Source organism: Nocardiopsis sp. L17-MgMaSL7 (assembly GCF_003182025.1).
Taxonomy (GTDB): Bacteria; Actinomycetota; Actinomycetes; order Streptosporangiales; family Streptosporangiaceae; genus Nocardiopsis; species Nocardiopsis prasina.
The window spans coordinates 382189-408175 of the sequence record NZ_QGTF01000002.1 but is presented as its reverse complement, the minus strand read 5'-3'; the positions used below and the strand labels follow the sequence as shown (position 1 = coordinate 408175).

Sequence of the window (25987 nt, the reverse complement as noted above, 5' to 3'; positions counted from 1 at the left end):
GCGTGACAACTGATGGGGAGGCGGTGGCCGGGTGGGATCTGCGACAGGTTCCGGACCCAGACCCTGGGTGCGGGCGGCGATCGTGGTGACGGGCACGGTGGCGGTCTCCGCCGCCGCTGTCGGAGGCGGTCTCTGGCTCACGGGGAAAGACCCGGACCAACCCCGTGGCGGTGACGCCCACACCACGGCGCCACCGTGCGGCGTGGTCCCGGAGGAGGCCATAGCCGAGGCGCTGCCCGGTGCCGTCCTGGAATCGGACGACGGCGGCCCCCTCGCGGGCGGTGAGAGCACCTCCTGCGTGTGGACCACCGCCGGACTCGACGCCGAGGAGCAGGGGGTCCTGCGGGTCGATCTGTCCGCGCGCTTCACCGACGCCTCCGCCGAACCGGCCGTGACCGGTGACGAGTCCGCAGCCCGGGCCCAGACCGCCATGGCCCCGGCTCGCGGTCGTTCCGTGGCCCTGGGAACCGGCGCCGAGGCCGAGGTCTGGCGCGGCCAGGTCCCCGGCACCGCCGAACTCGCCTTCCACAGCGACAACCTGCTGGTCCGCGTCTCCTACAGCGCCATGGACGAGGACGACCCCATGTCCTACGACCGCGCCCAGGAGACCGTCGTGGCCTTCGCCGAACAACTGGGAGAGGCCCTGTGAGCACCCCCCACCCCGGGCCCCCACCCGCCTTCGGGCAGCCGGAGGACCCCGGAACCACCCCGCCGCAGAGCCGGGGACTGGCCGTCACCCTCCTCGTCGTCCTGGTCGTGGCCGTGCTGGCGCTCGCCGCGTGGCTTGTCTGGTTCCTGCTGCGGGACGACGTGGAACTGGGCGAGTTCGAGGCCGCGCCCGAGTGCGGGACCGGTGAGACCGAGGCCCTGGAGGAGCTGGTGCCCGGCTACGAGAGGGAGATCGAGGAGACCGTCGGCAGCGCCCAGGACCCCTTCGGGGCCGGGTGGCAGTGTCGCTGGGCCACTACCGAGGGAGCGGGGGCCTCCGTGCCCTCCGCCGCCACCCTCGTCCTGGTCGCCGCCCCGGTCGAGGCAGGCCCGGAGACCGCCGCCGAAACCCTGCGCTCCACCGCCGGTGAGAGCGACGCCCAGCCCGTGGAGGGCCTTGGGGACGAGGCCCTCACCTGGGTCGAGGAGGGTGCCTTCGAGGTGGGCTGCGTGGGTGTGCGGGTCTCCAACCTGTACGTGGAGTCCTGCTACACGGCCGCCACAGACTACGACGCGATCGGTTCCATGGACGGTGTGGCCGCCGCCGAGGAGGCCGAGATCCTCGCCCGCGCCGTCGTCGAAGAGCTGCCCGCGCCCGCGGACGACTAGCGGCTCCCGGGTCGGCTACCAGAGACCGTCGAGGAACCGCTCCAGCGCCGGGGTGACGTCGGGGGAGAAGGCACGGTCCGCGTCGAGGGCGGCGGCCCCCGGGGTGTCGTCGTACTCGCGCAGGATGTGGTCCACCCCGGACAGGTCCACCCGCTCGGCGCCGTCCAGACCGGTCATGAGCCGGTCGACCTCCTCCTCGTTCACCTGGGCGTCCTGGTCGCCCCACAGGACCAGTACCGGGGTGTCCCCGGGCAGGCCCTCGGCCAGCTCCACGGGGTCGAAGGAGTCGATCCAGGTCAGGTAGTCCGCACTGTTCTCGTCGAACAGCCCCGTGGTGTCGCTCTCGGGCAGCTCCCCGCCCGCGCGCACGGCGGCCCGGCCCGCCCGCAGGTCCGAGAGCATGCGCGCGGCGGTCACCTCGCCGACACCGCCCTGGGCCTCGGCGGTGCGGATCTGCTCGGACACCTGGCGGTCGATGAGATCCAGCATGCGGGTGCCCGGCGGAGCGGCCAGCACCAGTGCGGGTTCGGCGTCGAGGAGTTCGTGGGCGCGCAGCGCGAACAGGGCGCCCTCACTGTGGCCGAGGATGACCGTGCGCTCGGGGTCCACCTCGGGCTGGGAGACCAGCTCCGTGTAGGCGGCGGCCATCTGCCGGTCGAAGACGAGGGGGTCGACCGGCTGGTCGAGAGCCTCCTCCTCGGCCGCGCTCATGTCGGCCGGATCGGCGCTGCCGAACTTGTCGTAGCGCAGCGAAGCGGCGCCCGCACCGCTCAGCACCCGGGCGAGGTTCAGGTTGGTGTTGGCGTCCGGTCGCGCGGCGCCGTTGCCGTCCCGGTCGGTGGGGCCGCTGCCGGAGACGATGAGCACCCCCGGGACGGAGCCCTCGCCGGCGCCGGAGGGAGCGGTGAAGGTGCCGGGCACGGTGAAACCGCCACCCTCGAAGGAGACCTCGCGCTCCTGCCCGGCGGCACCCGGTAGCGCGGGGCCGTCACCGTCGCTGGGCGTACACGCGGAGACCAGCAGGGCCCCGGCGACCAGGGCCGCGGCCAGGGCAGTGCGCGGTCGGCTCGGGGAAGGGGACACGGGGGCGGAGGCAGGTGTCGACACGCCCTCAGCGTATCGGCACGCCCACCACCCCCGGCTCCGGGACCTGGGCTCAGACCCGGCGCATGACCGTGACGACCTTGCCGAGGATGGTGGCCTCGTCACCCTGGATGGGCTCGTAGGCGTCGTTGCGCGGCATCAGCCACACGTGCCCGTCCGGCTCCCGCCGCAGCACCTTGACGGTGGCCTCGTCGTCCAGCATCGCCGCGACGATGTCACCGTTCTCGGCGGTCTGCTGCTGACGGACCACCACCAGGTCGCCGTCGGTGATCGCGGCGTCGATCATGGAGTCGCCGACCACGGTGAGCATGAACAGGCGGCCCTCGCCGACCAGCTGACGCGGCAGCGCCAGGACGTCCTCCACGGCCTCCTCGGCCAGGATCGGGCCACCGGCCGCGATCCGGCCGACCAGCGGCACCGAGGCCGCCCTGGTGGAGTCGGCGGTGAGCTCCTCCTGGGTGAGGGTCTGGGAGGCCTCACGGCCCGGGGTGCGCAGCTCCACGGCGCGCGGCCGGTTCTGGTCCCGGTGCAGGTAACCCTTGCGCTGGAGCACCTTGAGCTGGTGCGCCACGCTGGAGGGGCTGGACAGGCCGACCGTGTCGCCGATCTCCCGGATGGACGGCGGGTAACCCCGTTCCCGGACGTACCGCTGGATGCAGTTGAGGACACTCTGCTGACGTGCGGTGAGCTTGGGGGTGTCGGACCCGGGCGGGCCCGGGTCCACGGGCGAAAGAACGGTGGTGGGTCCGGAGCCGACGGCTCCGGGGTTCTCCTCCGGCACGGCCGGGCCTCCTCGGTGTTCGGTTCGGTCAGGGCCTGTGTGTGGCCGGATCGGCCACGCGGACCGGACGGCGAAGCCGGTGTGAAATCAAGGTCAACTTTAGTCGTTGCACACGGTGATATCAAACAAGCGTTCGAGAACGTGTGGACGAGGGCGCGCACGGATTTCGCATTGTGTTTTCGCGTCCCGATTTCCGGTGGCCCGGACTTATGTGTGTACACGCTCGCCGTGGCCGTTGTCCGTGGAATGCGCGCTCCGGTATGGGGTTCGTCTCGCCGTGCCCCGCCGCCACTCCGTGCTGACAGGAGAGGGGGGAATTCGGTCGGCGCCGAGGCGTGGCGGGCGTCGAGCCGCGCGCCCGCGCCCCCTTATCCTTGGATTCGTCTCCCGGAGCCGCGCATCCCCGTTTCCACCTCCTCGAACCCCGTTCCTTGGCCGCCCCTGTTCCGGGTTTGGGGACACGCCGTCGGCAGGGTTGCGGGTGTCCGCCCCAACGCCTAGGTTCGACCACAACATCTGGTGTTGACATGGGGGCTGTGGTCAATAAGTTGTGGTTAAGTAGACCTCCAGGGTTGTTGGTCGGGTACAGGAAAGCCAGGTGAACCGGGATGCACTGTCCGTTCTGCCGTCATCCGGACACCAGGGTGATCGACAGCAGGTCCACCGACGACGGCGCGGCCATCCGGCGCCGCAGGACCTGCCCCGTCTGCGAGCGGCGCTTCACCACCCAGGAGACCGTCCTGCTGATGGTGGCCAAGCGGTCCGGGGTCACCGAACCCTTCAGCCGCACCAAGATCATCGCCGGGGTACGCCGCGCCTGCCAGGGCCGTCCCGTCTCCGAGGACGCCCTCGCCAAACTCGGCCAGCAGGTCGAGGAGGAGATCCGCGGCCGGGGCGTGGCCGAGGTGCCCGCCCACGAGATCGGCCTGGCCATCCTGGGCCCCATGCGTGACCTGGACGAGGTCGCCTACCTGCACTTCGCGAGCGTCTACCGTGGGTTCGAGAGCCTCGCCGACTTCGAGGCCGAGATCGCGAGCCTGCGGGAGGACCGCGAGGGAGAACCCGCGGTCGACACCACCGGGTAACCCCGGAGGCCGCCGCATGGTGGGCGGAGAGCCGGGCAGAGACCGTGCCTTCCGCACCACCCCGAACACACATGAACGTCCGCGCGGTCACCGCCGGGTCCGCGCATGACCTTCGGGGAGGGGTCGCCATGACGCGAAGGACGAACGGCACGACCAGGCGCGGGGGCAAGGGCCTGACGATCGGCCGAGTCAACACCACCGAGGGCGTCCATCCGTACGACACCCTCGAATGGGAACTCCGCGACGTCGTCATGACCAACTGGCGCGACGGCACCGTCAACTTCGAGCAGCACGGCGTCGAGTTCCCCGTCACCTGGTCGGTGAACGCCACCCAGATCGTGGCGAGCAAGTACTTCCGGGGGGCCGTGGGCACCCCGGAACGCGAGTCGAGCCTCAGACAGCTCATCGACCGCGTCGTCGGCGTCTACACGAGTACCGGCCGCGAGCACGGCTACTTCGCCTCCGACCAGGACGCCGAGGTCTTCGACCACGAACTCAAGTACGCCCTGGCCCACCAGCTCTTCAGTTTCAACTCCCCGGTCTGGTTCAACGTCGGCACCACCTCGAAGGCCCAGGTCTCCGCGTGCTTCATCCTCTCCGTGGAGGACACGATGGAGTCGATCCTGGAGTGGTACAAGGAGGAGGGGCTGATCTTCAAGGGCGGCTCCGGCGCGGGGGTGAACCTGTCGCGCATCCGCTCCAGTCGGGAGCTGCTGTCCTCCGGGGGCTCCGCTTCGGGCCCGGTCTCCTTCATGCGCGGCGCGGACGCCTCCGCCGGGACCATCAAGTCCGGCGGCGCCACCCGTCGCGCGGCCAAGATGGTGGTGCTCGACGTGGACCACCCCGACATTGAGGAGTTCGTCGGGACGAAGGCGCGCGAGGAGCACAAGATCCGCGCGCTGCGCGACGCGGGCTTCGACGTCGATCTGGGCGGCGACGACATGTTCAGCGTCCAGTACCAGAACGCCAACAACTCCGTCCGCGTGTCCGACGCGTTCATGCGCGCGGTGGAGACCGGCTCCGAGTTCGGTCTGACCTCCCGCACCACGGGCGAGGTCATCGCCACCGTCGACGCCAAGGAGCTCTTCCACAGCATGGCCGCCGCCGCGTGGGAGTGCGCCGACCCGGGCATCCAGTACGACGGCACCATCCAGGACTGGCACACCAACCCCGAGACCGGCCGCATCAGCGCGAGCAATCCCTGCAGCGAGTACCTCAGTCTGGACGACTCGTCCTGCAACCTGGCCTCGATCAACCTGCTGAAGTTCCTGCGCGAGGACGACACGTTCGACGTCGAGGGGTTCACCCGGCTCACCGAACTCGTGATCACCGCGATGGACATCTCCATCACCTTCGCGGACTTCCCCACGGAGAGGATCGGTGAGACCACCCGCGCCTACCGGCAGTTGGGGATCGGGTACGCGAACCTGGGCGCGCTGCTGATGGCCACCGGCCACGCCTACGACTCCGAGGGCGGACGGGCCGTGGCCGCCGCCGTCACCTCTTTGATGACCGCTGCCGCCTACCGCCGAAGCGCCGAACTGGCCGGTGTGGTCGGCCCCTACGACGGATACGGGCGCAACCAGAGCGCCCACGAGCGCGTCATGCGCAAGCACGCGGCGGCCAACGACGGCCTGCGCACCGTCGGCGCACTGGAGGAGCCCGTCCACGCGGCCGCCACCAGGGAGTGGGAGCGGTGCCTGGAGGTCGGCGAACGCAACGGCTGGCGCAACGCCCAGGCGAGCCTTCTCGCCCCCACCGGGACGATCGGGTTCATGATGGACTGCGACACGACCGGGATCGAGCCGGACTTCTCGCTGGTCAAGTACAAGAAGCTGGTCGGCGGCGGGTCCATGCGGATCGTGAACCAGGCGATCCCCCGGGCGCTGCGGAACCTGGGCTACCAGGGCGAGCAGATCGAGCCGATCGTCGACCACGTGGCCGAACACGGGCACGTGGTGGACGCTCCCGGTCTCCGACGGGAGCACTACGAGGTGTTCGACTGCGCCATGGGGCGCCGGTACATCGAGCCCATGGGGCACGTGCGCATGATGGCCGCCACCCAGCCGTTCCTCTCGGGGGCGATCTCCAAGACGGTGAACGTGCCGGAGGGAGCCACGGTCGCCGACTTCGAGGAGATCTACTACGAGGGCTGGCGCCTCGGGCTCAAGGCCCTGGCCGTCTACCGGGACAACTGCAAGGTGGGCCAGCCGTTGTCGGCCTCCGCCGCGGAAGCCGAGGACGCGTCGAAGCCGGTGCGGCGGCGACTGCCCAAGAAGCGGCCGAGCGAGACCACGTCGTTCTCCGTGGGCGGCGCCGAGGGGTACATCACCGCGGGCTCCTACCCGGACAGCGGGCTCGGCGAGGTGTTCCTGAAGCTCGGCAAACAGGGCTCCACCCTGGCGGGGGTGATGGACGCCTTCTCCATCGCGGTCTCCATCGCACTCCAGTACGGGGTGCCGCTGGAGACCTACGTGGAGAAGTTCACCAACATGCGCTTCGACCCGGCGGGCATGACGGACGACCCGGACATCCGTATGGCGCAGTCGGTGGTGGACTACATCTTCCGCCGCCTCGCCCTGGACCACCTGCCCCACGAGGAGCGGGCCGCCTTGGGGGTGCTGTCCGCCTCGGAGCGGGAGGCCCGGGTCCACGGGGAGGACCCGGCCCAGGCCGCCGTTCAGGTGGAGTCTTACGCGCAGTCCGCGGCCTCCGCCGAGGCGCCTGCGCGGGAGGAGCGCCCCGAACGGGCGGCCCCCGACGAGGGGTTCATGGCCGACGCCCCGCTGTGCACCACCTGCGGGACCAGGATGCGCCCCGCGGGCAGCTGCTTCGCCTGTGAGGGCTGTGGCGCCACCAGCGGGTGCAGCTGACTCCCGGGGGCCGGGTTCCGGAGGGAGCCCGCCCGCGGGTGGTCCACACCTTTGGTTGGCGGGGCCGGGAACGGGTACCCCTTCGGCACCCGGCGACGGCCAGTGGAAGGTGGTTCCCATGCTGATAGCCGCGATCCTGCGGGCGAAGGGCCCGGAGGTGGTGAGCGTCGCCCCCGAGGCGACCGTCGCCCGACTGCTCACCGAACTCGCCCGTCACAACGTCGGCGCCGTCGTGGTCGCCGAGAACGACACCCTCGTCGGGATCGTCTCCGAGCGCGACGTGGTCCGGCACCTGGAGCGCCGGGGGCCGGAGCTGATGTCCGCCCCCGTCTCCGACATCATGACCTCCGACGTCGTCACCTGCACCCCCGACGACACCGTCGAGGAGGTCAGCGAACACATGACCGTGCGGCGGTTCCGGCACGTCCCCGTGACCGCCGAGGGACGCCTGGCCGGGATCGTCAGCATCGGCGACCTCGTCAAGAGCCGTCTACGGGGTCTGGAGGACGACCGGGCCCAGCTGGAGGCCTACATCCACGGCCGTTAGGGCTCGGAGCGGTCGCTGGAGGCCACGGCGACGGCGGCGGTCGCGGCGGTCACCCCCAGGACGGCGGGCCACGAGCCGACCTTCTTCGCCAGCGGGTGCGACAGGCCGAAGGCGGCCACGTACACGCCGGTCAGCGCGACGGCGGTGCCCAGACCGGAGCTTCGGCGGGTGGTCTCGAAGGCCGCCGCGCCGAAACCGGCCAGGACCGCGCCGCCCAGGGGCCGGTTTCCGGTGGCGCGCGCCACCGAGTAGCCGCCGATCAGACCGGCGGTGGTCAGGACGGCACTGGGTACTGCGGGCATGGAGAACTCCCCGTTCGGTGCGATGCGGTCATGACGAGGCTGGGGTGTGGTTTCGGACGCCTGCGGCGCGGTGTGGACCCTCTTCGTCGCCCGCCACCACCCTCAACGGACGCCTGCGGCGCGATGGCCGCGTTACCACCAGGTTGCCTCTGGCCCCGGCAGATGAAGCTCGGACAGCCAACCCCGGGGCAGCCCCCGCCGCACGAGACAGCGGAGCCTGCGTAGCAGGAACACAGCAGGGCAGGCGGCCGCCCGCATCGGTGGCGGCGGAGTCGCCACCGGCGAAGCATCCGAAAACCCACCCTAGCCCCGCACCCGGGGCCGCGCCATCCGGCACGCATTGGCGGCCCCGGATCACCGAGCGGCTGATTCCGCGTCACGCTCGGGACACACCCATGGGTTTCGGCTGGCCCCCGTGTCAAGCTGGGGGCTGACCACTACCGGTTTGTCCTGAAACGAACCCGCCCCGACCTGGAACCAGGTCGCGGTACGCGACGTCGAAGCCGATAGTTCCCGACGTTCCGTCACAAGGAAGTGCATGCCTATGTCGTTCGCGCAAACGGTGCGCGGCGCGGCCGGCGCCGTCGCCCAGGGGGGCGACCCGCGCCAGGCCATGACCGACGCAGTCCAACAGGCCGCGGGCCAGATGACCGGACAGGACTCCGGCCAGCGGTCCGGGAAGAGTACGGAGGGCGGCCTCGATCCCCGTGACTTCGTCGCGGCACGGGAGCAGGGCGCCTCCGTCGACACCCGGATCGAGCAGAAGACCACCTCGCTGAGCAACGCGGGCGAGGCCCTCAACCGCAGCTACTACGAGCGCGGCGGGGGCGGCCCCGTCCACGTCATCTGCCCGATGGTCATCCCCCGGGGACGCACCTTCGTGACGATGCTGCCGGCCATCGCCCTGCTCGTCATCGGTGTCGTCGGTTTCTCGACCTCCGCCGCCACGGCGATGGTCAGCGGCGCCAACCCGCTGCTCAACCCCTTCTTCGGCGTCCACTACTGGATCATCACCATCGCCGTCACCGCCTTCATGTGGTGGCGCCAGGGCATGGTCATGGTTCCGGAGGGCTGCCAGGCCATCGTGACGCGGTTCGGGAAGATGGAGAACCTCTACCAGCCGGGCAGGGTCACCCTGTTCAACCCCTGGAAGCGCGTCTCCTACATCGTCAACACCACGCGCGAGTACCCGTTCAACGCCCCGATCCGCTCGGCCCCCACCAAGAGCGGCGTGCAGGCTTCGGTCGACCTCTTCGTGCAGTTCAAGATCGAGAACGCCACCGACTTCGTCTACACGCTGGGTGGTGTGCCCGGCTTCCAGGAGAAGCTCAACAACGCCATCAGCGAGACCACCCGCAGCCTCATCTACGAGCAGGAGGCCTCGGCGATCTACGACATGGTCGGCGAGAGCACCCAGGCGCTCCTGGACTCCCTGAACCGCCAGTTCGGCGGCATCGTCGTCCTGACCAGCGCCAACATCACCCACGCCGAGCCCTCCAGCCAGGAGTACCGGATGGACCTGGCGGCGCCGGAGATGGTGCGTGTGGCCAAGGACGCGTACACCTTCGAGTACGAGCTCCAGCTGCGCAAGGAGCAGAACGAGGGTGACCTGAACAAGGAGCTCGCCACCCTCAACGAGACGCTCTCCGCGATCCAGGCCGACATCGCCCAGTACCAGGCCCAGATGGACACCGCCCTGGAGCGCGAGACCAACCGGGCCCGCGCCACCGCCCGGCAGCGCTTCGTGGAGGCCGAGTCCGAGGCCAACGCGAACGCCGCGCTCCTCCAGGCCCAGGCCCTGGACATCCGCGCGGTCAGCGCCGCCGAGGCCCCCGAGATCCTCAACTACCGGTTCCGGGAGAACCTCCTCGACAAGCTGGAGTCCGTCGCCGACAGCCTCCCGCAGGTGCTGCGGATCGGTTCGGGAGACGGCGCCAGCGTCGACTACCTGCGGATCGCGCAGGAGATCATCGGCCAGACCGACGCCGCCCTGTTCTCCGACGAGGACATGGCCGCGATCCGTGAGCGTCTGGGCGCGATCAACGCCCGTATCTCCGAGCGCCAGCAGGAGATCAGCGCGCTCGTGGAGGACGAGGCGGACGAGCGCCGCGGCCCCTCGGCGGAGGACCCCGGCGTGGACCTGGTGGAGGAGATCCGCCAGTCGGTGAGCGACGATTCCCTCGACGAGCGCATCTCCGAAGCCGCACCGGAGCCGTCCGCCGGTCAGGCCCCGGCCGACTCCCCGCCGCCCTCCGGCGCTCCGTTCCAGAACCCGCAGGACCCGCCGCCGCCCCCGTGGTCGCAGGGCGGTTCCGAGGGCCAGTACCCGGGAGGTCAGTAGATGAGTGAGTCCTTCAACCCCGGCGGCGGCTCCAACATCAAGGAGTCCCTGGCCTCGTGGGGCGACCTCGCCGGTCTGCTGCGCGGCGGCGACCAGGGCGCGATCGTTCCCGTGGTCATACCGCGCGACAACCGGGGCCTGCGCTGGACCATCCTGGTCTGGTTCGGCCTGTTCGCGATCAGTTCCGCCCTGATGATGTCGCTGAACGTCGCGTTCGGCAGCGGCGTGGCCGGTTTCGCCTACGGCGCTCTGGCCGTGCCGACCCTGTTCGTCGGCGTGCTCAGCGTGCTCGCGGCGGGCCTGTGGTGGTGGCGCGGTTCGATCGTGGAGATCGAGGAGGGCACCACCGGCATCCTCACCAAGTACGGCGCCTTCGCCAAGAGCATCGGCCCGGGCCGCCACTACCTGTGGCACCCGTGGTCGCGCGTGGACTTCGTGGTGGACACCCGCACGGAGATCCCGTACACGGCCCCCGTGCTGGCCTGCCCCACGCGGGAGAACGTGCCGCTGAAGTCGATCGAGTTCTTCCTGAAGTTCCGGATCGAGGAGCCGTACCGGTTCGTCACCTCGATCGGTGCGAGCAACTTCGACCTGGTGCTGTCCAGCGCGGTGCAGGACGCCATCCGCCAGCGCAGCCGCATGGTCAACACCGAGTCCGCGTACGACCTGCGCGGTTCCAACGTCGAGGACATGCGCAGCCTGCTCAACACGCAGCTGCACAAGTACGGCGTGACCATCACGGGCTGCAACATTCCGGACGTGCAGCTTCCCAGCCAGTACCAGCAGCACCTGGCGACCCGGGAGCGGGTCGCCAAGGAGCTGGTGGCCTATGAGCAGGAGTGGGAGCTCACCCGCAAGCGTCGCATCGACACTCTGCTCATGGACATCGAGCGCTCCAAGAAGACCCGCGACGCCAAGATCGTCGAGGTCAACGCCTCCCTCAACAAGGCGCGCAAGGACGTGGCGCAGATGCTGGAGGAGCAGGAGACCGAGGCCCAGCGGGTGCGGTACGAGATCGAGACGCGCGGCCGGGCCGACCTGGTCGCCGCCGAGAACGAGGCCAAGGCGCAGCACCGCCTGGCCACCGCCTACCGGGACAACCGGGCGGTGCTGGAGTACGAGCTGGCCCGCCGCCGCCTGGACGTCGGCGCGGCGCTGGCCGAGCGGGCCCCGAGGCCGGTCGTCGTCCAGACCGAGGGCGGATCCGGTGACGGCTCGGCGCTGTCCACGCTGATCACGGCCCAGCTGCTGCCGCAGGTGCTCAACAACGGTGGCGGGTCCTCCCGCTCGCTGGGCGCCTCGGCCGCGCAGGACGCCCTCGACGGCGTGCAGGGTTCGGTGGCCGCTGCCGCCGCCCGTCAGCAGCAGATGGCCGAGGAGTACCAGAGCCAGCAGGACACCGCCATGCGTCAGCAGTTCGAGCGCGGTGAGGGCTACGGAAGCGGTCAGGGAGGTCGTCGGGGGCGCTGACCCCGACCTGGCCGACGGCACGGAACGGCGGAACGCGAAGGGGCCCCGACACTCTCCTGGAATCCAGGCGGGTGGCGGGGCCCTCGCGTGTGTACTGGGGGAGTGCGGGCTCAGCTCGCCGTGGTCAGGGCCCGGTGGGAGGTCAGGCCCGCGTACCCGGCGATGTCGATTCCGTGCCGCGCGGCGATCTCCACCAGGTCCTCGACCTCTCCGGCCTGGGCGGTGGCCAGGTCGTCGTCGCCGACGGCGTGGGCGCGGCGCAGCGCGGTGAGGGAGTCGTGCAGACGCAGGTGAAGGGTGAGCGCGAACTCGCGCATGGGTCCTCTTCTCGGGTAGCGAGACTGCCGTGGGGGAGAACCGTGAGGGTGTCTCCCGGGGGACGGACCCATGTCTACACGTCGAGGGTGAGAGTCAGGTTGGAGCGGGACAGCGCCGAGTAAAGAGGTGGTCGGGGGACCGTCCGTTCCGGCGGACGGCCAGCCCCCTAGTGGTCCACCCAGACGTACCAGTCACCGGAGACGTGTTCGTAGATCCGCGAGCCCTGGCCGGGAACGAAGACCCCCACAGGGATCTCCTCGGTGCTGTGCGCCAGTCCCGCGGGTTTGAGGAGTCCGGCCTTCTCCACCTCGTAGTGGGTGACGTCGTCGGCCACCGACACGCTCCGCAGCGCGTACAGGCCGGTCCACTCCCCGTTGCGGGGGATGGTCGTGGGGTCGGCCACCTCGTCGCGCAGTTCGAGGAGCTGTTCGGAGGAGGCCTGCACACGGGTCTGGAGGGGCACGTCGGCGACGGCCAGACTCAGCGCCACGAACGCGATGAGCGGGGCGGAGATCCAGCGCAGCCAGTAGTGGCGGATCATCGGTCGGGCGACCGCCAGTGCGATTCCCAGACGGAGCGCCCCCATCCCGGCCAGGAGGAGGCCGCCGCCGAGTCCGACGACGAAGGTGGGCAGGTGCCCGGCGGGCATGCTGTCCTCGAAGAGCAGGACGAGTCCGATCACCGCGCACGCGGGGATGTAGAGGCGGCCGGGCGGACGGGAGGCCCAGCTGATCAGTCGCTGGCCCAGCGTCGGCTTCTCGGCGATCTCGATCAGCTTGGCCACGGACCCGTCAGGGGTCGGGCCCGAAGCTGAGGCGGACATGGCGATCCTTCCATCGAATCCGGGTCACGGCGACGCGGGCCCGATGGGCGGCCGAGGGGCTCGAACGGGCCGCGTCACAGTCGATTCGGCCTACGCGGTGCGGCCTGTTCCACAGGATAGAGCAGAGGCGGGGCGTGTTCGGGGCGACGGGGTGAAAAGGCGGGAGCTTTCCCCCGCGCGAGGGACGGGGCTCGGCGTCGGACCTGGTGGGACCCCCGGGAGCGGGGTGAGAGGACCAGGTGGTCCCACGACCACCGTCCTCCGCCGACCGCCATGAGTACGCACACCGCCGTGACCAGCGCCGTCGCTCCCCAGGAGCCGAACGGGGAGGGGGCAGCGGCCGTCGCGGCGAGCGTCCCGGCGACGGCTGCCAGGGCCAGGAGCGGGCCGGTGAGCCATGTGAGCAGACCCACGGCGAAGGCCACCGAGAGGGCGACGAGCACCGCGGGGAGTACGGGGGCGACCAACGCGGCGGCGGGTGTCCCGGCTCCGGAGAGGCGTTCGGCGATCACGTCCTCCCGGCCGCGCAGGGCCAGGCCGTACTCAGCGAACACCCAGCCCACACCCACGCGGGTGCCGGCCGCGATGACGTCGTAGAGGCGGCCGCGCAGGAACGGTGGCGCGGTCCGCCGCTTCGGGGTGGGGCGGGCCGGGAGGCGCGGTGGGGGTACGGGCCGTGTTCTCGGCCTGGTCTGCTGCATGTCCATTCCTCCCGGGCGGCCCGGCACGGCGTTTCCAACAAGCGGAAACTACCGAAAGTCACGGCTCATGACTGGGTGTCACTCTCGGTGAGTCGCACAAAACCCACCGGATTGGCCGTCCCCTGCCGCCCGGTGGTTCTCCCCGCGCCTGTCCCGTTCCTCGGCCGAACCGGCCCGGAAGGTCACCCACCCGCTCTAGGGTTGTGGCGTGCCGACGACGACTCCCCAGAAGAACAGCCCCCCCGAGAGCGAACCGATCCCCGCTCCCACCTTCGAGGTCGAGGACGAACTCCGTGCCTCGGGCGCGCGGGTGGTGGCCGGTGTGGACGAGGTGGGCCGAGGCGCCTGGGCCGGGCCCCTCCTGGTCTGCGCCGCCGTCCCCGGAGAGGGCGAGCCCCCGGCCGGACTCACCGACTCCAAACGCCTGACCCCCAAACGGCGCCGCGAGCTCGCCGCCCAGATCGAACCCTGGGTCGCCGACCACGCCTTCGGGTGGTCCGAGGCGACCGAGATCGACGAGGTCGGCATGACCGAGGCCCTGCACCGGGCCGCCCGCCGCGCCCTGGAGGCACTGGAACCCCGTCCCGACGCGGTGATCCTGGACGGCCGCCACGACTTCATCGGTCGGCCCTGGCGCGTGCGCACCCAGGTCAAGGGCGACCTCACCTGCGTGAGCGTGGCCGCAGCCGCCATCCTGGCCAAGGTGCGGCGCGACGCCCTCATGGCCGAGCTCGCCGAGGAACATCCCGGCTACGGGTTCGAGAGGGCGGCGGGCTATCCCTCGCCCGTGCACCGGGCGAACCTGGCCGAGCACGGACCCACCCCGCAGCACCGCATGAGCTGGTCCTACCTCGACGACCTGCCCCGATGGAGCCACCTGCGCCGGGTCCGCGCCGCCCCCGGAGGCCAGATCCCGCTGCTCTGATCCTTGCCGGGGCGGCCCGCGACACGGCGCCCCGCACTGGACATCCGGCCCCACTTGGGGCAAGGCTGTTCCTGGGCCGTGCCCGCCGAGCACGGCCCAGAGGAAGACGACCCGGCTCATGTCCGGATCGCGGGTGTCGGCCCCTCCGACCCGGCCCGCCCCCGGGCCGCCCACGCGACCCCCACGCAGGAAGGGGCTACGGATGACGCGCGAGACGCGCTCCACCGCCGCCGCGCAGCCGAACCGCGTCTCGGGACTGGACCGCATGCGCGCCGTCTACCACCGGGTGCCCCTCGGACGGCGCCTGGTGGCGGCCCTGGTCGTGCTCACCGTGGTCGCGGTCGCGGCTTTCGTTCTGAGCCTGCCCGTACTCAACGTCCTGTTCGGCACCCTGCTGGCGCTGGTGGCGTTCTCCGCCCTGATGCGTTCCCTCGACGCCTTCCTCACCGTGGTGGTCTCGGTGGTCTGGCTGGCCATCGCCGTGCCGCTCTTCCAGATCCCGCTCAGGGGCGAACCCGTCACCCTGCTCGTCCTGCCGCTGCCCCTCCTGGTGGTCCTCGCGGCGGGCCGCGCCCGCGAGTTCCCCTCCTGGCACACCGCCCTGCTCTCGCTCACTGCCGGGCTGGTCGCCGGGTTCTCCGTGGCGCTGTTCGGCATGATCGTCGAACCCTTCCCGGCCGGTGCGGGGATCGCCGCGCTCTACGCCGCGGCCGGGGCCTGCCTCCTGTGGCGGCTGGTCGCCTCAGGACAGGTGGCCAAGGAGAGCCGGGAGAACGATGAGAAGCGCCGCAACAGCACTTCGAGATCCGGGCCGGGCCCACGTGACGCCCAGGCGCCCCGGGGGAACTCCTCCGGGAGATCGGACCGGAACGGTGCCTCGGGCGGGTCCGAGGGCCGGACCGCCCAAGGGCTGCGCGGTCGGGGCTCGGACGCACCGCACCGGGGCGCCGCCGCCGACCACGGTGCCGACGGCGAGGAGGAACCCGTCCCCGTGGACGTGGCCCTGGCCGAACTGGAGGACATGATCGGCCTCGACCCGGTCAAACAGCAGGTCCGGGGGATCGCCGCCTCCATCGAGGCCGCCCGGCTGCGCGCCGACGCCGGGCTCTCCGTGGAACGCCCCCTGCGCCACCTGGTCTTCTCCGGGCCGCCCGGCACCGGCAAGACCAGCGTCGCCCGCACCCTCGCCACGATCTTCCACTCCTTCGGCCTCCTGCCCAGTTCCCGGGTGGTGGAGGCCCAGCGCGCCGACCTCGTGGGTGAGTACCTCGGTGCCACCGCCATCAAGACCAACGAGCTCATCGACAGCGCCCTGGGCGGGGTGCTGTTCGTCGACGAGGCCTACTCGCTGGTCAACGAGGGCGACGGCCAGGCCGACCGGTTCGGCAACGAGGCCGTCCAGACCCTGCTCAAGCGCGCCGAGGACGACCGCGACCAGCTGGTCGTCATCCTCGCCGGGTACGAGAAGGAGATGGACGCCTTCCTGGCCACCAACCCCGGCCTGGCATCCAGGTTCGCCACCCGCATCAGCTTCCCCAGCTACTCCGCCGCCGAACTGTTCCGCATCGCCGAGGCCCTCGTGGCCCAGCGCGGCGACCTCCTGGACCCCGAGGCCGCCCGGACGCTGCGGCGGCGGTTCGACCAGACCGTGCAGCGCGAGGCCGTCGACGAACTCGGCAACGGCCGCTTCGCGCGCTCCGTTGTGGAGAAGGCCTCCCAGGCCCGCGACGTCCGCGTGGTCACCTCGGGGACCAACGGGGACGAGCCGGCCCTGCGCCCCACCGCGGACGCACTGGTCACCGTGCGCGCGGTGGACGTCGAGTCGGCCTACTCCGAGCTCACCTCGCGCCTTCCGGGCTTCGGGGAGTCCCCGGGCCTGGAGGAGGCGATGGCCGAACTCGACGGGATGATCGGCCTGGAACCGGTCAAGGAACAGGTGCGGTCCCTGGTCGCGCAGCTGCGCGTGGCGCGTCTGCGCGAGGAGCAGGGGCTGCCGCACCAGCCGCCGATGCGGCACTTCGTCTTCACCGGGCCCCCGGGCACGGGCAAGACCACGGTCGCGCGCGTGCTCGGCCGGGTCTTCTCCGCCCTGGGCATGCTGGGCCGCTCCGAGGTGGTGGAGGCCCAGCGCGCGGACCTGGTCGGCGAGCACCTGGGCGCGACCGCCGTCAAGACCAACCGCCTGGTGGACCGGGCCCTGGGCGGGGTGCTGTTCATCGACGAGGCCTACTCCCTGGTCAACCCCGGTTACAGCGGCGGCGACGCCTTCGGGGCCGAGGCCATCCAGACCCTGCTCAAGCGGGCCGAGGACGACCGCGACCGGCTCGCGGTGGTCCTGGCGGGCTACACCGACGAGATGGAGCGGTTCCTGGCCTCCAACGCCGGGTTGTCCTCCCGGTTCAACGTGCGCGTCCGGTTCCCGTCGTACAGTCCGGACGAGCTGTCCGAGATCGCGGACACGGTGGCGGCGCGTACCGGAGACGCCTTCGACGACACGGCGCGTGAGGACCTGCACAGCATCTTCACGCACGTGTGCGGGACCGGGTGGATCGACGAACTGGGCAACGGGCGCTTCGCGCGTTCGCTGTACGAACGCGCCTGCTCCCACCGTGACCTGCGGGTCTCCCAGGAAGTGGGGGAGTCGGCCACCGCCGCCGAGCTGACCGTGGTCACCAGCGAGGACGTGCGCAGGGCCTACTCCGACGCGACCCAGCAGAGCTAGGGATTCGCGACCCCCCTCCTGCTACTGTCCAGTACATGACCGCTGCACCCACATCCTCCGAGTCCCCCGTCAGGCAGGCGCTGATCCTCGCTGGAGGACAGGCCACCCGGCTGCGGCCCTACACCGACACCCGCCCCAAGGCGATGGTGGAGGTGGCCGGACGGCCCATCATCGACTACCAGCTGGAGTGGCTGGCCTCGCACGGGGTCGAGCAGGTCGTCGTCTCCTGCGGCTACAAGGCCGAGGTCCTGCGCGAACACCTGGAGAACCGGAGGGGCGGCCCCGAGATCGCCCTGCTGGTGGAGGACGAGCCGCTGGGCCGGGGCGGTGCCCTGCGCTACGCCGCCACCGGGCTCCGCGACCCCGGAGCCCCCTACTTCGCCCTCAACGGCGACGTGCTCACCTGGTTTCCGCTGGACGAGTTCACCAGGCGCCACCGGGCCAGGGGCGGCCTGGGCACCCTGGCCCTGGCTCAGTTCCGCACCACCTGGGGCATCGTCGACGTCGACGGCGACGACCGCATCGAGGGCTTCACACAGAGCCCGCTCCTGCCGGTGTGGATCAACGCGGGCGTCTACCTGTTCGAGCCGGGCGTGACCCCGCTGCTGCCGGTCAGGGGCGACCACGAGTCCTCGACCTTCCCCGACCTGGCCAAGGAGGGGAAGCTGACCGCGTTCCGGATCGAGGGCTTCTGGCGCGGGGTGGACACCGCCAAGGACGTCAAGGAGGCGGGCGCCGAGATCGAGGCGATGCGGTCCACTGACTGACTGACCCACCCCGGAACCGAGTGGTGACGGGCACCGGAGCGGTGGGTATCGTCTGCGTCGTGACGAATGACGGATTCCTCCTCTCCAGTGCCCCCAACTTCCGTGACCTCGGCGGCCACCGCACGAAGGACGGCCGTACCCTGCGCGGCGGTCTCCTCTACCGTTCCGACGCCCTGCACACCATCGCCGAACACGACCTGCCCGCGTACCAGGGGTTCGGCATCCGCCAGCTGATCGACCTGCGAACCCACCACGAGCGCGACCGCCTCCCCGACGTGGTCCCCGAGGGCGCCGAGTATGCCGCCGTGGGCGTCCAGGACGCCGAGGCGGCGGGCGCCAACTTCGTCGAGCTGCTCGCCGACCCCGAACGGGCCAGGGCCATGTTCGGGGACGGAGCGGCCGAGCGGTTCATGCTCGAGGTGTACCGCGCCCTGGTCTCCGACACCGAGGCCCTCGACGGCTACCGTGACCTGGTGGAACGCGCCGCCAAGGGGCCGACCGCGCTGGTCTTCCACTGCAGTGCGGGCAAGGACCGCACCGGCTGGGGTGCGGCGCTGCTGCTCACCCTCCTCGGTGTCGACCGCGCGGCGGTCACCGAGGACTTCCTGGTCAGCAACGAACGCCAGGCCAACACCGACCACTGGATGCGCCAGCTGTCCAAGGACAGCCAGCTCCCGTGGGAGGACGTGGAGCCCATGACCCGCGTCCGGGCCGCCTACCTGGACACCGCCTTCGCGCACATCGACGAACTGTACGGCTCCTTCGACGCCTACGTGGCCGACGGCCTCGGGCTCTCCGGCGGAACCGTGGAGGCCCTCAGGGACCGGATGCTCGACTGACCCTCTGAGGGCTTCGCGCGGGGACGCGGCTCGTCTCGCCGAACGGGAGAGCAGGGGCTCGCGGCCGGTGTCCGAACAGCCGAGTACCCGTCGCCGCTGACCGGGAGCGCTCGGGAGGGAGACGGGCGGTCCTGCCGGGCGGATCGGGACGTCCCTGCCTGCGAGCGGCCCCGCGGGACCGCTGGGTGCTACAGCGCGTCCAGTCTTCGGCGGAGGTCGCTCTCGCTGGTGGCGCTGGACAGTTCCTCGGAGAGGGCCGCCAGCACCGTCGGGCGGTCCTGGCCCCGGTCGAGCATCCGGCGGGCCGCCGCCCACAGGTTGGCGGGGCGGCCGTCCCAGAGCCTCTTGGCGAGGCGTTCGTGGCGGTCCAGCTCGCGCTCCCGCTCGGGGTCCAGGCCGGTGACCGGGCGGTACCAGCGGTCCTGCCCGGTGGAGTGGTGACGGCCGCTGTGCGGGGTGGCGGCCTCGTACTCGCCGTAGTGGTCCAGCCTCAGCAGGGCCCGGCGGCCCCTGGAGGTGTCCGGGGCGAACTCCTCCTCCGGGGCGCCGGTGACGATCTCGCTGGCCAGCAGGGGGAACGCGAACATGCGCCGGGCCAGGGACGCGAAGTCGCCGTCCGGGAGCAGCCGCCGGACCGCCTCCTGGCGCAGGCCCAGAGGGCGGGCCGGGTCGCGGTAGGTCGAGGCGAAGGCCGAGATGGTCTCCCACACCGCGTCCAGCGTGGCGCCCACGGCCACCTCCGGGAGCTGGGAGCGGGCACCCGCCCAGCGCACCCAGGCGGCGAGGACGTGCGGCATGGCCTCCTGCTCCTCGGGCAGGAGCACCACCCGGCCGGGTAGCCAGTGCAGCAGGAACGACTCCACCTTGCGGGGGCTCACCCGCAGCGGTCGGCCCGAGTCGACGTCGCAGCCGTGCGCGATGATGTGGTCCACGCACCGGCTCGCCGCGTAGGAGTCCGAGAGTTCGGCAGCCTGGTCCGAGGCGAGGAAGCGCGCGGCCAGCACCGCGCGCCGGTCGCGCCGCCACACGGGGACCGGCGAGGCCGCCACCCCCTCGGGTGGGAGGGGGAGCCGCTGCACCCGGGAGGCGGCCAGCGCGAAGTGCGAGGCCAGCGAACCCCCGGCGAGGTCGGCGGAGGAGATCCCCACCGGTTCCACGGTCGGTCCGGTGGAGGGGTCGGCGGCGGCCCCCGTCACCACGCGTTCGGTGCGTTCCAGCGCGCGGGAGAGCAGGGACCGCGCCTCGCTCAGTTCCAACCGCTCGAACCGGGCGAGGTCGTCGTTCTCGGCGCGCTCGCGACACTGCTCCAGCAGCTGCTCCACCTTGGTGGTGACCCAGGCGTCGCGCAGCAGACCGCCGCTGTTGTGGTCCAGGACGAGGATGAGCGCGTGTTCGGGCGGCATCGCTCCGTCGCTGCCGGGGGCGTCCCTGCTGAACACGCACACGACGTCGTCGGTGTCGCCGAACCGGTCGCCGTTGACGTACGCGGCCACGGGGGAGACCGCGCCCAGCTGGGCGGCCCAGGCCGGGGCCTGGAGCCCCCGCTCGCGCAGGGCGATCATCCCCTGTTCGGCCAGTTCCCGTTGTGAGGGGGAGGTGCCCAGCGCCGTGACCGCGGCCAGCACGCCGAGACCGGCCGGTTTGCCGGAGGCGGTGGCGTGCGTGATCAGCCCCTCGCCGAGCAGCCGCTCCACGTCGACCCCGGGCAGTCGTTCACCCCACCAGGAGCCCAGGAGCGCACTGAAGGCCAGTTCCGCGTCGAGCGGGTGCCGCATGGCGAGCAGGGCTCTGGCCGCGCGCAGCATCTCCTCGAAGGCGGCGGCGGGGACGTCGGGGCCTGTGGGTGTGGGCGAAGGGGATGGCACGAACTGAAGCGTATGCCAGCGGGAAGCGGGTCCGCTCCCGCTTGTGGACAACGGGTCCGCGAGGAGTCGGTCACTGACCCGTGACCGTCCGGTGCCGGGCGGCGCGACAGCCGGGCGCGGTTCCCGTGGGGGTCCGTGCCCGGCTGTCGTGCCACCGGGTTCAGCGCGGCTCGGGTACCGCGCGGTGGCCGGTGAGCAGGGTGGTCCCCGTGCGGCGGACGGTCTTGCGGACCGTGGAGGGCGGCACCGAGTTCACCATGGCCTCCAGGTGTTCACGGGCGACACGCTCGACGAGGTGTGGTGTGACCGTGATGCCCAGGTGTTCGACGCAGTGCCAGGTATCGCTGACACAGCGCTCCACACAGCGGGGGGACAGCCCGCTGAACTCGTCGTGGAGCCGTGCCGAGATCTGTCTGAGATCCTGGACCGGGAAGGTCTGGAGCATTCTCGCTCACACCCCTAGCTGATGATGGTCTGGACGGTGACCTCCACCTATTTCACTTGTTCTGGGCGGACAGTCAACCCTCGTCGCGGCACACTGTTGATAAAACCTGGGGGAGGTCCCGTTTACCCGGATGACTCCGTCGCCGCAGGTCATCACGGAGAAATGGACCTTTCAGACATATAACGTTCCCGTTTCGAAGGGTTCGACGCAAACCCGGTCCCCTCGTGAGGCATCGTGAATTATGGGAAAACACGCCCGCAAACCCCCCGGTCGACTGTGCCGAAGCGACACCGTGGCCTAACATTTACCTTCCGTGTCCACGGCGGGTCCCCCGCACCGGCGGCCGTTGCGAGTCAGCGGGTGTGTCTTATGCTTGAGCCGTGACAGCGGCCGAGAGGAGTCATGGAGCGTGACTCCTGGGAGCCGCGGAGCCCCCCGACCGGAATCGGCGCCGCGCACCCAGCGCCGGAGCGCCACCGTGAACGGGTGGCGGGCACGGTGCACAGGGGACCACGCGGTCCAGAAAGCCCCCCATCGAAACCCGGCTGGGGAATCCGACGGTTCCGGAGGTGTCGAGCAGTTGAGCGCCGAGACGTCCATTCCCCCACCCAGGATCAGCGCGGCGGAACTGCCGGACGCGGTGAAGTCCCTCCTCACCGACGCCCCCATCGGTTTCGCGCTCCTGGGCCCCGACGACGTCTTCGTGTCGATCAACGCCCGCATGGCCTCCGTCCTCGGCAGTACTCCCGACCGCTGTCTGGGACGCACCCCCGCCGAAGCCGGGGAACAGGCCGGTGACCCCGACGGGGCCTCCGCCCACAGCACCTCCGTCGCCAAGGTCCGCGACACCGGACGCTCCGTGCGCGGCCGCCACCGGACCGCCTCCGGCCAGACATGGGACCTCACCTGGTTCCCGGTCAACGACCCCTCCGACGGCGCCCGCCACATCGCCCTCATCGCCGCCCGGGACCACGAGGACGCCTCCCACCGCGAGGAGGAGCGCCTGCGCGCCCTGCTCCAGGCGGGCAACCAGATCATCTGGTCGGCCGGGGCGGGCGGCGACGTCCGCGAGGACTGCCCCCAGTGGCGGGCCATCACCGGCCAGGACCTGGACGCCTACCTCGGCCGGGGCTGGCTGGACGCCGTGCACCCCGACGACCGCCCCGGTGTCGAACGCGCCTGGGACGACGCCGTCCTGGACGTCACCCCCTTCGACGCCATGTTCCGCGTGCGCACCCGCGCGGGCGGGCACGTCCACTACAGGGCGCGGGCCAACCCGATCATGGACGGCGCCGCGACCGCCGAGTGGGTCGGCACCCTGGTGGACATCACCAACGAGCGCGAGGCCGACGAACTCCGCCAGCGCCTCAACCAGCAGCTCAGCGAGGCGGCCATGCGCACCGCCCGCCTCCAGAAGGCCACCTCGGACCTGGCCGAGGCGCTCACCGCAGACGAGGTCGTCCAGGCCATGTCCGAGATCGGCCGCTCCGGCGTGGGCGCCGACCACACCTCCGTCGCCCTGTTCGACCGGGACCGGCTGCGCCTGCGGGTGCTCTCCGCGGACGGCTGCCTGGGCCTGCCCGAACGCGGCTTCTCCCTGGACTACCCGGACGTCGCGGCCCGCGCCGTGGCCTCCCGGGCGCCGCGACTGGCGGCCAGCCCCGCCGATCTGCGCGAGCTCATGGAGCACGCCCCCGAGGTCGACGAACTGCTGGAACGGACCTCGGAGCGCGCCTGGGTGGCGCTGCCCATGATGGCCGCGGGCCGCCCCATCGGCGCGCTGCGCTTCTCGTTCAGGGCCCAGCGCGACGTCACCGACGAGGAACGCGTCTTCCTGGAGGCGCTCGCGGGACAGTGCGCCCTGGCCATCGGCCGGGCCATCGTCTACGAACGCGAACACGGCACCGCCGAGGAGCTCCAGCGCAGCCTCCTGCCCGAGGAGCTTCCCGTGGTGGCGGGCGTGCGGCTGGCCGCCTACTACCGTTCGGGCTCACAGCACGTGCAGGTGGGCGGCGACTGGTACGACGCCTTCCCCCTGTCCGACGGGCGGGTCGCCGGGGTCCTCGGTGACGTCATGGGCAAGGGCATCCAGGCCGCCGCGGGAATGAGCCGGATCCGCAACGCGCTGCGCGCCCTGGCCTTCTCCATGCCCGAACCGGCCGACGTGTTGACCGGGCTGGACCGCATGTTCACGGCCACAGAGGGAATGGATCAGGTAACAACCCTGGTCTACTTCGTCCTGGACCCGGTCACCGGACAGCTCGACCTCAGCAACGCGGGGCACCTCCCGCCGCTCGTGGTCGCCGGGAACGCCGGGCCCTCACTGCTCGACACCGAGCCCGACACACCGCTCGGAGTCAGCTCTCCGAGGGGGCATCACAAATTCTTCGTGCAACCCGGTAACACTGTCGCCCTCTACTCCGATGGACTGGTTGAGAACCGCAGACGATCCGTCGACGCCGGTCTGGACGAGCTCGTCAGGGTCGCGTCGAGGGCGCGTCCCGAGGTGGTGGGCGATCCACAGCAGATGCTGGAGTACCTTGTTGAGAGAATGCTCGATGGGTATGAGCAGGACGATGACGTCACTCTGCTCGCCGTTCAGCTTCCGGTGATCGATTCCGCGTCGGAGCGGTAGACCGTACGAACAAGTCCATTGCCTTGCCTACAGTGAAGAAGCCGCCGCGCCCCGCGAAGCGGAGGTGACCACGGCTTCCCCGCCCAGTGGGGACGATCCCAGGCCGCAGGTGGGAGAGGGTGCAGTGCCCGGTCCCGGCCAATCCGGACCACCGGGTCCGATCAATTCTCGCCACACGTCCGTTCGAGAGGTGTTTGTGTCATCTGCCAGTTCGACTCGCTCGAAGCAGTCCGAGTCACTGCAAGAGCCCGTCATTCAGCAGCTGATCGAGCGTGGGCGGTCCCAGGGCTTTCTTGAGCCCGAGGACGTGCGCCGTGCCTTCGAAGAGGCCGAAATCCCGATGTCGCAGGCGCAGTCCGTGCTCCGCAGCCTCGCCAAGGAGGGCGTGACCGTACTCGTTCCCGAGTCGGCCTCCTCGCGGCGCAAGACCACGCGGCGCAAGTCGGCGGCTCCTCGGTCCAGCACCACCACCACCCGCTCGACCACCACCACGAGCCGGGCCGCCAAGCCCGCCCGTGCGGCGGCCGCTCAGGACCAGCCGGAGACGGTCACCGCCGTCGTCGACTCCTCCGAGGGCTCCACCGCGAAGAAGGCCCCGGCCAAGAAGGCGGCGACCGCGAAGAAGGCGGCCGCCCCCAAGAAGGCCACGGCCAAGAAGCCCGCCGCCAAGGCCGCCCCCGCCAAGAAGGCGACGGCGACCAAGAAGTCCACGAAGAAGGACCTCGAACTCGCCTCGGGCTCCGGTGACTTCGCCGAGGAGGGCCTGGACGACGACCTCGAACACACCGGCGCTGAGCTGGAGCTGGTCGAGGACACGGCCGAGCCGGAGAAGGAGACCAAGCCCGCCAAGCCCGAGACCGTCGGCGCGCCCGTCAAGCCCAGCAAGGACGACGACTCCTTCGTCCTGTACGACGATGACGACGACGCCCCCGCCGCTCAGGTGGTCGCCGCCGGTGCCACCGCGGACCCGGTCAAGGACTACCTGAAGCAGATCGGTAAGGTCCCGCTCCTCAACGCGGAGCAGGAGGTCGAGCTCGCCAAGCGTATCGAGGCCGGTCTGTTCGCGGAGGAGAAGCTCTCCGAGGAGAACGACGTCCTCACCTTCGAGCTCCGTGACGAGCTCGAGTGGATCTCCGAGGACGGCGGCCGCGCCAAGAAGCACCTGCTGGAGGCCAACCTCCGTCTGGTCGTCTCCCTGGCCAAGCGCTACACCGGCCGCGGCATGCTGTTCCTGGACCTGATCCAGGAGGGCAACCTCGGTCTGATCCGCGCGGTGGAGAAGTTCGACTACACCAAGGGCTTCAAGTTCTCCACGTACGCCACGTGGTGGATCCGCCAGGCGATCACCCGCGCGATGGCCGACCAGGCCCGCACCATCCGTATTCCGGTGCACATGGTCGAGGTCATCAACAAGCTGGCCCGCGTCCAGCGCCAGATGCTCCAGGACCTGGGTCGCGAGCCCACCCCGGAGGAGCTGGCCAAGGAACTCGACATGACCCCGGAGAAGGTCGTCGAGGTGCAGAAGTACGGCCGCGAGCCGATCTCCCTGCACACTCCGCTGGGCGAGGACGGCGACAGCGAGTTCGGTGACCTCATCGAGGACTCCGAGGCGATCCAGCCGGGCGAGGCGGTCAGCTTCACCCTGCTCCAGGAGCAGCTGCACTCGGTGCTCGACACCCTGTCCGAGCGCGAGGCCGGCGTCGTCTCCATGCGCTTCGGTCTCACCGACGGTCAGCCGAAGACTTTAGACGAGATCGGCAAGGTCTACGGGGTCACCCGTGAGCGCATCCGGCAGATCGAGAGCAAGACGATGTCGAAGCTCCGTCACCCGTCGCGCTCCCAGGTGCTCCGCGACTACCTGGACTAGTCAGCCGGTCCGGGTGAAGACCCACGCTTCAGGCTGAGAAGCAGAACAGGCGCGCCCTCCCGAGATGAACCGGGAGGGCGCGCCTGGCGTTCATGCCCCCTGCATGCCCACGGGTGTGGCGACGCCCGCGTGTCCCTCGCATGTCATCAGGCACTCACTGTCCCCGCACGGAGTCCGATCTCCATCCGATGGCCACCATGCTGCCGCACGTGCTGTAGGTGCGGCATAAAAGTGCCGTGATCCGGCCTTCCTGATGGTTC

The 25987-nt window shown here is 70.9% G+C and carries 21 protein-coding genes; 13 read left to right on the top strand and 8 right to left on the bottom strand.

The features are described 5' to 3' along the window. The first annotated feature begins 31 nt into the window (after positions 1 to 31). Together BDW27_RS04455 and BDW27_RS04450 are read left to right on the top strand one after the other, a co-directional pair. A complete protein-coding gene (locus BDW27_RS04455; RefSeq protein WP_370446421.1) occupies positions 32 to 649 on the top strand; it encodes a hypothetical protein in 618 nt (205 codons plus the stop codon). Then, on the top strand, positions 646 to 1317 hold the full coding sequence (locus BDW27_RS04450; RefSeq protein ID WP_110048327.1) for a hypothetical protein: 672 nt from the start codon (positions 646 to 648) through the stop codon (positions 1315 to 1317). The genes BDW27_RS04455 and BDW27_RS04450 overlap by 4 nt, the downstream gene beginning before the upstream one ends. 15 nt (positions 1318 to 1332) lie before the next feature. Here BDW27_RS04450 and BDW27_RS04445 read toward each other — a convergent pair whose 3' ends face one another. Together BDW27_RS04445 and lexA are read right to left on the bottom strand one after the other, a co-directional pair. Then, positions 1333 to 2424, bottom strand: coding sequence for a S9 family peptidase (locus BDW27_RS04445; protein ID WP_233515632.1), 1092 nt, complete (start codon positions 2422 to 2424; stop codon positions 1333 to 1335). Between the two features lie 49 nt (positions 2425 to 2473). Further along, entirely contained in the window at positions 2474 to 3202 is a 729-nt protein-coding gene (gene lexA / locus BDW27_RS04440; protein ID WP_110048325.1) for a transcriptional repressor LexA, read from the bottom strand. Between the two features lie 608 nt (positions 3203 to 3810). On the opposite strand from lexA, the gene nrdR reads away from it, so the two are divergent. The 3 genes from nrdR (at position 3811) to BDW27_RS04425 (ending at position 7707) form a co-directional block, all read left to right on the top strand. After that, on the top strand, positions 3811 to 4287 hold the full coding sequence (nrdR, locus tag BDW27_RS04435) for a transcriptional regulator NrdR (RefSeq protein WP_017545263.1): 477 nt from the start codon (positions 3811 to 3813) through the stop codon (positions 4285 to 4287). A 128-nt stretch (positions 4288 to 4415) separates the two neighbouring features. Further along, positions 4416 to 7160 carry a vitamin B12-dependent ribonucleotide reductase gene (locus tag BDW27_RS04430; protein ID WP_110048446.1) on the top strand — a complete coding sequence of 915 codons (2745 nt, stop codon included), beginning with the start codon at positions 4416 to 4418 and terminating at the stop codon, positions 7158 to 7160. A 118-nt stretch (positions 7161 to 7278) separates the two neighbouring features. Beyond that, entirely contained in the window at positions 7279 to 7707 is a 429-nt protein-coding gene (locus BDW27_RS04425) for a CBS domain-containing protein (protein WP_049565779.1), read from the top strand. On the opposite strand, the gene BDW27_RS04420 is transcribed toward BDW27_RS04425, so the two are convergent. Next, positions 7704 to 8009 carry a hypothetical protein gene (locus tag BDW27_RS04420; RefSeq protein ID WP_110048324.1) on the bottom strand — a complete coding sequence of 102 codons (306 nt, stop codon included), beginning with the start codon at positions 8007 to 8009 and terminating at the stop codon, positions 7704 to 7706. The two genes, BDW27_RS04425 and BDW27_RS04420, sit on opposite strands and share 4 nt — an antisense overlap. A gap of 544 nt (positions 8010 to 8553) precedes the next feature. On the opposite strand from BDW27_RS04420, the gene BDW27_RS04415 reads away from it, so the two are divergent. Both BDW27_RS04415 and BDW27_RS04410 read left to right on the top strand, forming a co-directional pair. After that, a complete protein-coding gene (locus tag BDW27_RS04415; protein ID WP_110048323.1) occupies positions 8554 to 10350 on the top strand; it encodes an SPFH domain-containing protein in 1797 nt (598 codons plus the stop codon). Further along, entirely contained in the window at positions 10351 to 11820 is a 1470-nt protein-coding gene (locus tag BDW27_RS04410; RefSeq protein WP_017545268.1) for an SPFH domain-containing protein, read from the top strand. Positions 11821 to 11930: 110 nt separating this feature from the next. Here the strand turns inward: BDW27_RS04410 and BDW27_RS04405 are convergent, their stop codons facing one another. From BDW27_RS04405 to BDW27_RS04395, 3 genes are all read right to left on the bottom strand, one after another. Beyond that, positions 11931 to 12137: a hypothetical protein gene (locus BDW27_RS04405; RefSeq protein ID WP_110048322.1), complete on the bottom strand. Its 207-nt coding sequence runs from the start codon at positions 12135 to 12137 to the stop codon at positions 11931 to 11933. A gap of 167 nt (positions 12138 to 12304) precedes the next feature. Next, a complete protein-coding gene (locus tag BDW27_RS04400) occupies positions 12305 to 12961 on the bottom strand; it encodes a hypothetical protein (RefSeq protein ID WP_017545270.1) in 657 nt (218 codons plus the stop codon). A gap of 74 nt (positions 12962 to 13035) precedes the next feature. Beyond that, entirely contained in the window at positions 13036 to 13662 is a 627-nt protein-coding gene (locus BDW27_RS04395; protein ID WP_110048445.1) for a DoxX family protein, read from the bottom strand. Positions 13663 to 13870: 208 nt separating this feature from the next. Here BDW27_RS04395 and BDW27_RS04390 point away from each other — a divergent pair, with 208 nt between their 5' ends. From BDW27_RS04390 to BDW27_RS04375, 4 genes are all read left to right on the top strand, one after another. Beyond that, positions 13871 to 14587, top strand: a complete 717-nt coding sequence (locus BDW27_RS04390) for a ribonuclease HII (RefSeq protein WP_110048321.1) — start codon at positions 13871 to 13873, stop codon at positions 14585 to 14587. Positions 14588 to 14789: 202 nt separating this feature from the next. After that, positions 14790 to 17309 (top strand): AAA family ATPase, encoded by a 2520-nt coding sequence (locus BDW27_RS04385; protein WP_110048320.1) that lies wholly within the window; start codon positions 14790 to 14792, stop codon positions 17307 to 17309. 35 nt (positions 17310 to 17344) lie between these two features. Further along, complete coding sequence (locus BDW27_RS04380; protein ID WP_110048319.1) at positions 17345 to 18076, top strand: nucleotidyltransferase family protein; 732 nt, start codon at positions 17345 to 17347, stop codon at positions 18074 to 18076. A 41-nt stretch (positions 18077 to 18117) separates the two neighbouring features. Continuing rightward, complete coding sequence (locus BDW27_RS04375; RefSeq protein ID WP_110048444.1) at positions 18118 to 18915, top strand: tyrosine-protein phosphatase; 798 nt, start codon at positions 18118 to 18120, stop codon at positions 18913 to 18915. Between the two features lie 188 nt (positions 18916 to 19103). Here BDW27_RS04375 and BDW27_RS04370 read toward each other — a convergent pair whose 3' ends face one another. Beyond that, a complete protein-coding gene (locus tag BDW27_RS04370) occupies positions 19104 to 20720 on the bottom strand; it encodes a hypothetical protein (RefSeq protein WP_110048318.1) in 1617 nt (538 codons plus the stop codon). Positions 20721 to 20940: 220 nt separating this feature from the next. Beyond that, positions 20941 to 21225 carry a three-helix bundle dimerization domain-containing protein gene (locus tag BDW27_RS04365; RefSeq protein ID WP_110048317.1) on the bottom strand — a complete coding sequence of 95 codons (285 nt, stop codon included), beginning with the start codon at positions 21223 to 21225 and terminating at the stop codon, positions 20941 to 20943. A gap of 580 nt (positions 21226 to 21805) precedes the next feature. On the opposite strand from BDW27_RS04365, the gene BDW27_RS04360 reads away from it, so the two are divergent. Continuing rightward, the gene (locus tag BDW27_RS04360) at positions 21806 to 23860 is read left to right on the top strand and encodes a SpoIIE family protein phosphatase (protein WP_199560536.1); all 2055 of its coding nucleotides are present in this window, start codon (positions 21806 to 21808) and stop codon (positions 23858 to 23860) included. 196 nt (positions 23861 to 24056) lie between these two features. Beyond that, positions 24057 to 25727: an RNA polymerase sigma factor gene (locus tag BDW27_RS04355; RefSeq protein WP_193374245.1), complete on the top strand. Its 1671-nt coding sequence runs from the start codon at positions 24057 to 24059 to the stop codon at positions 25725 to 25727. Positions 25728 to 25987: the final 260 nt, after the last annotated feature.

What these genes read in the sequence shown, in the direction of transcription:
- BDW27_RS04385 (WP_110048320.1), top strand. Translation starts at nt 14,790, where the DNA reads ATGACGCGCGAGACGCGCTCCACCGCCGCCGCGCAGCCGAACCGCGTC.
- BDW27_RS04410 (WP_017545268.1), top strand. Translation starts at nt 10,351, where the DNA reads ATGAGTGAGTCCTTCAACCCCGGCGGCGGCTCCAACATCAAGGAGTCC.
- BDW27_RS04380 (WP_110048319.1), top strand. Translation starts at nt 17,345, where the DNA reads ATGACCGCTGCACCCACATCCTCCGAGTCCCCCGTCAGGCAGGCGCTG.
- BDW27_RS04415 (WP_110048323.1), top strand. Translation starts at nt 8,554, where the DNA reads ATGTCGTTCGCGCAAACGGTGCGCGGCGCGGCCGGCGCCGTCGCCCAG.
- BDW27_RS04425 (WP_049565779.1), top strand. Translation starts at nt 7,279, where the DNA reads ATGCTGATAGCCGCGATCCTGCGGGCGAAGGGCCCGGAGGTGGTGAGC.
- BDW27_RS04400 (WP_017545270.1), bottom strand. Translation starts at nt 12,961, where the DNA reads ATGTCCGCCTCAGCTTCGGGCCCGACCCCTGACGGGTCCGTGGCCAAG.
- BDW27_RS04370 (WP_110048318.1), bottom strand. Translation starts at nt 20,720, where the DNA reads ATGCTGCGCGCGGCCAGAGCCCTGCTCGCCATGCGGCACCCGCTCGAC.
- BDW27_RS04365 (WP_110048317.1), bottom strand. Translation starts at nt 21,225, where the DNA reads ATGCTCCAGACCTTCCCGGTCCAGGATCTCAGACAGATCTCGGCACGG.
- BDW27_RS04420 (WP_110048324.1), bottom strand. Translation starts at nt 8,009, where the DNA reads ATGCCCGCAGTACCCAGTGCCGTCCTGACCACCGCCGGTCTGATCGGC.
- BDW27_RS04395 (WP_110048445.1), bottom strand. Translation starts at nt 13,662, where the DNA reads ATGCAGCAGACCAGGCCGAGAACACGGCCCGTACCCCCACCGCGCCTC.
- BDW27_RS04405 (WP_110048322.1), bottom strand. Translation starts at nt 12,137, where the DNA reads ATGCGCGAGTTCGCGCTCACCCTTCACCTGCGTCTGCACGACTCCCTC.
- BDW27_RS04430 (WP_110048446.1), top strand. Translation starts at nt 4,416, where the DNA reads ATGACGCGAAGGACGAACGGCACGACCAGGCGCGGGGGCAAGGGCCTG.
- nrdR (WP_017545263.1), top strand. Translation starts at nt 3,811, where the DNA reads ATGCACTGTCCGTTCTGCCGTCATCCGGACACCAGGGTGATCGACAGC.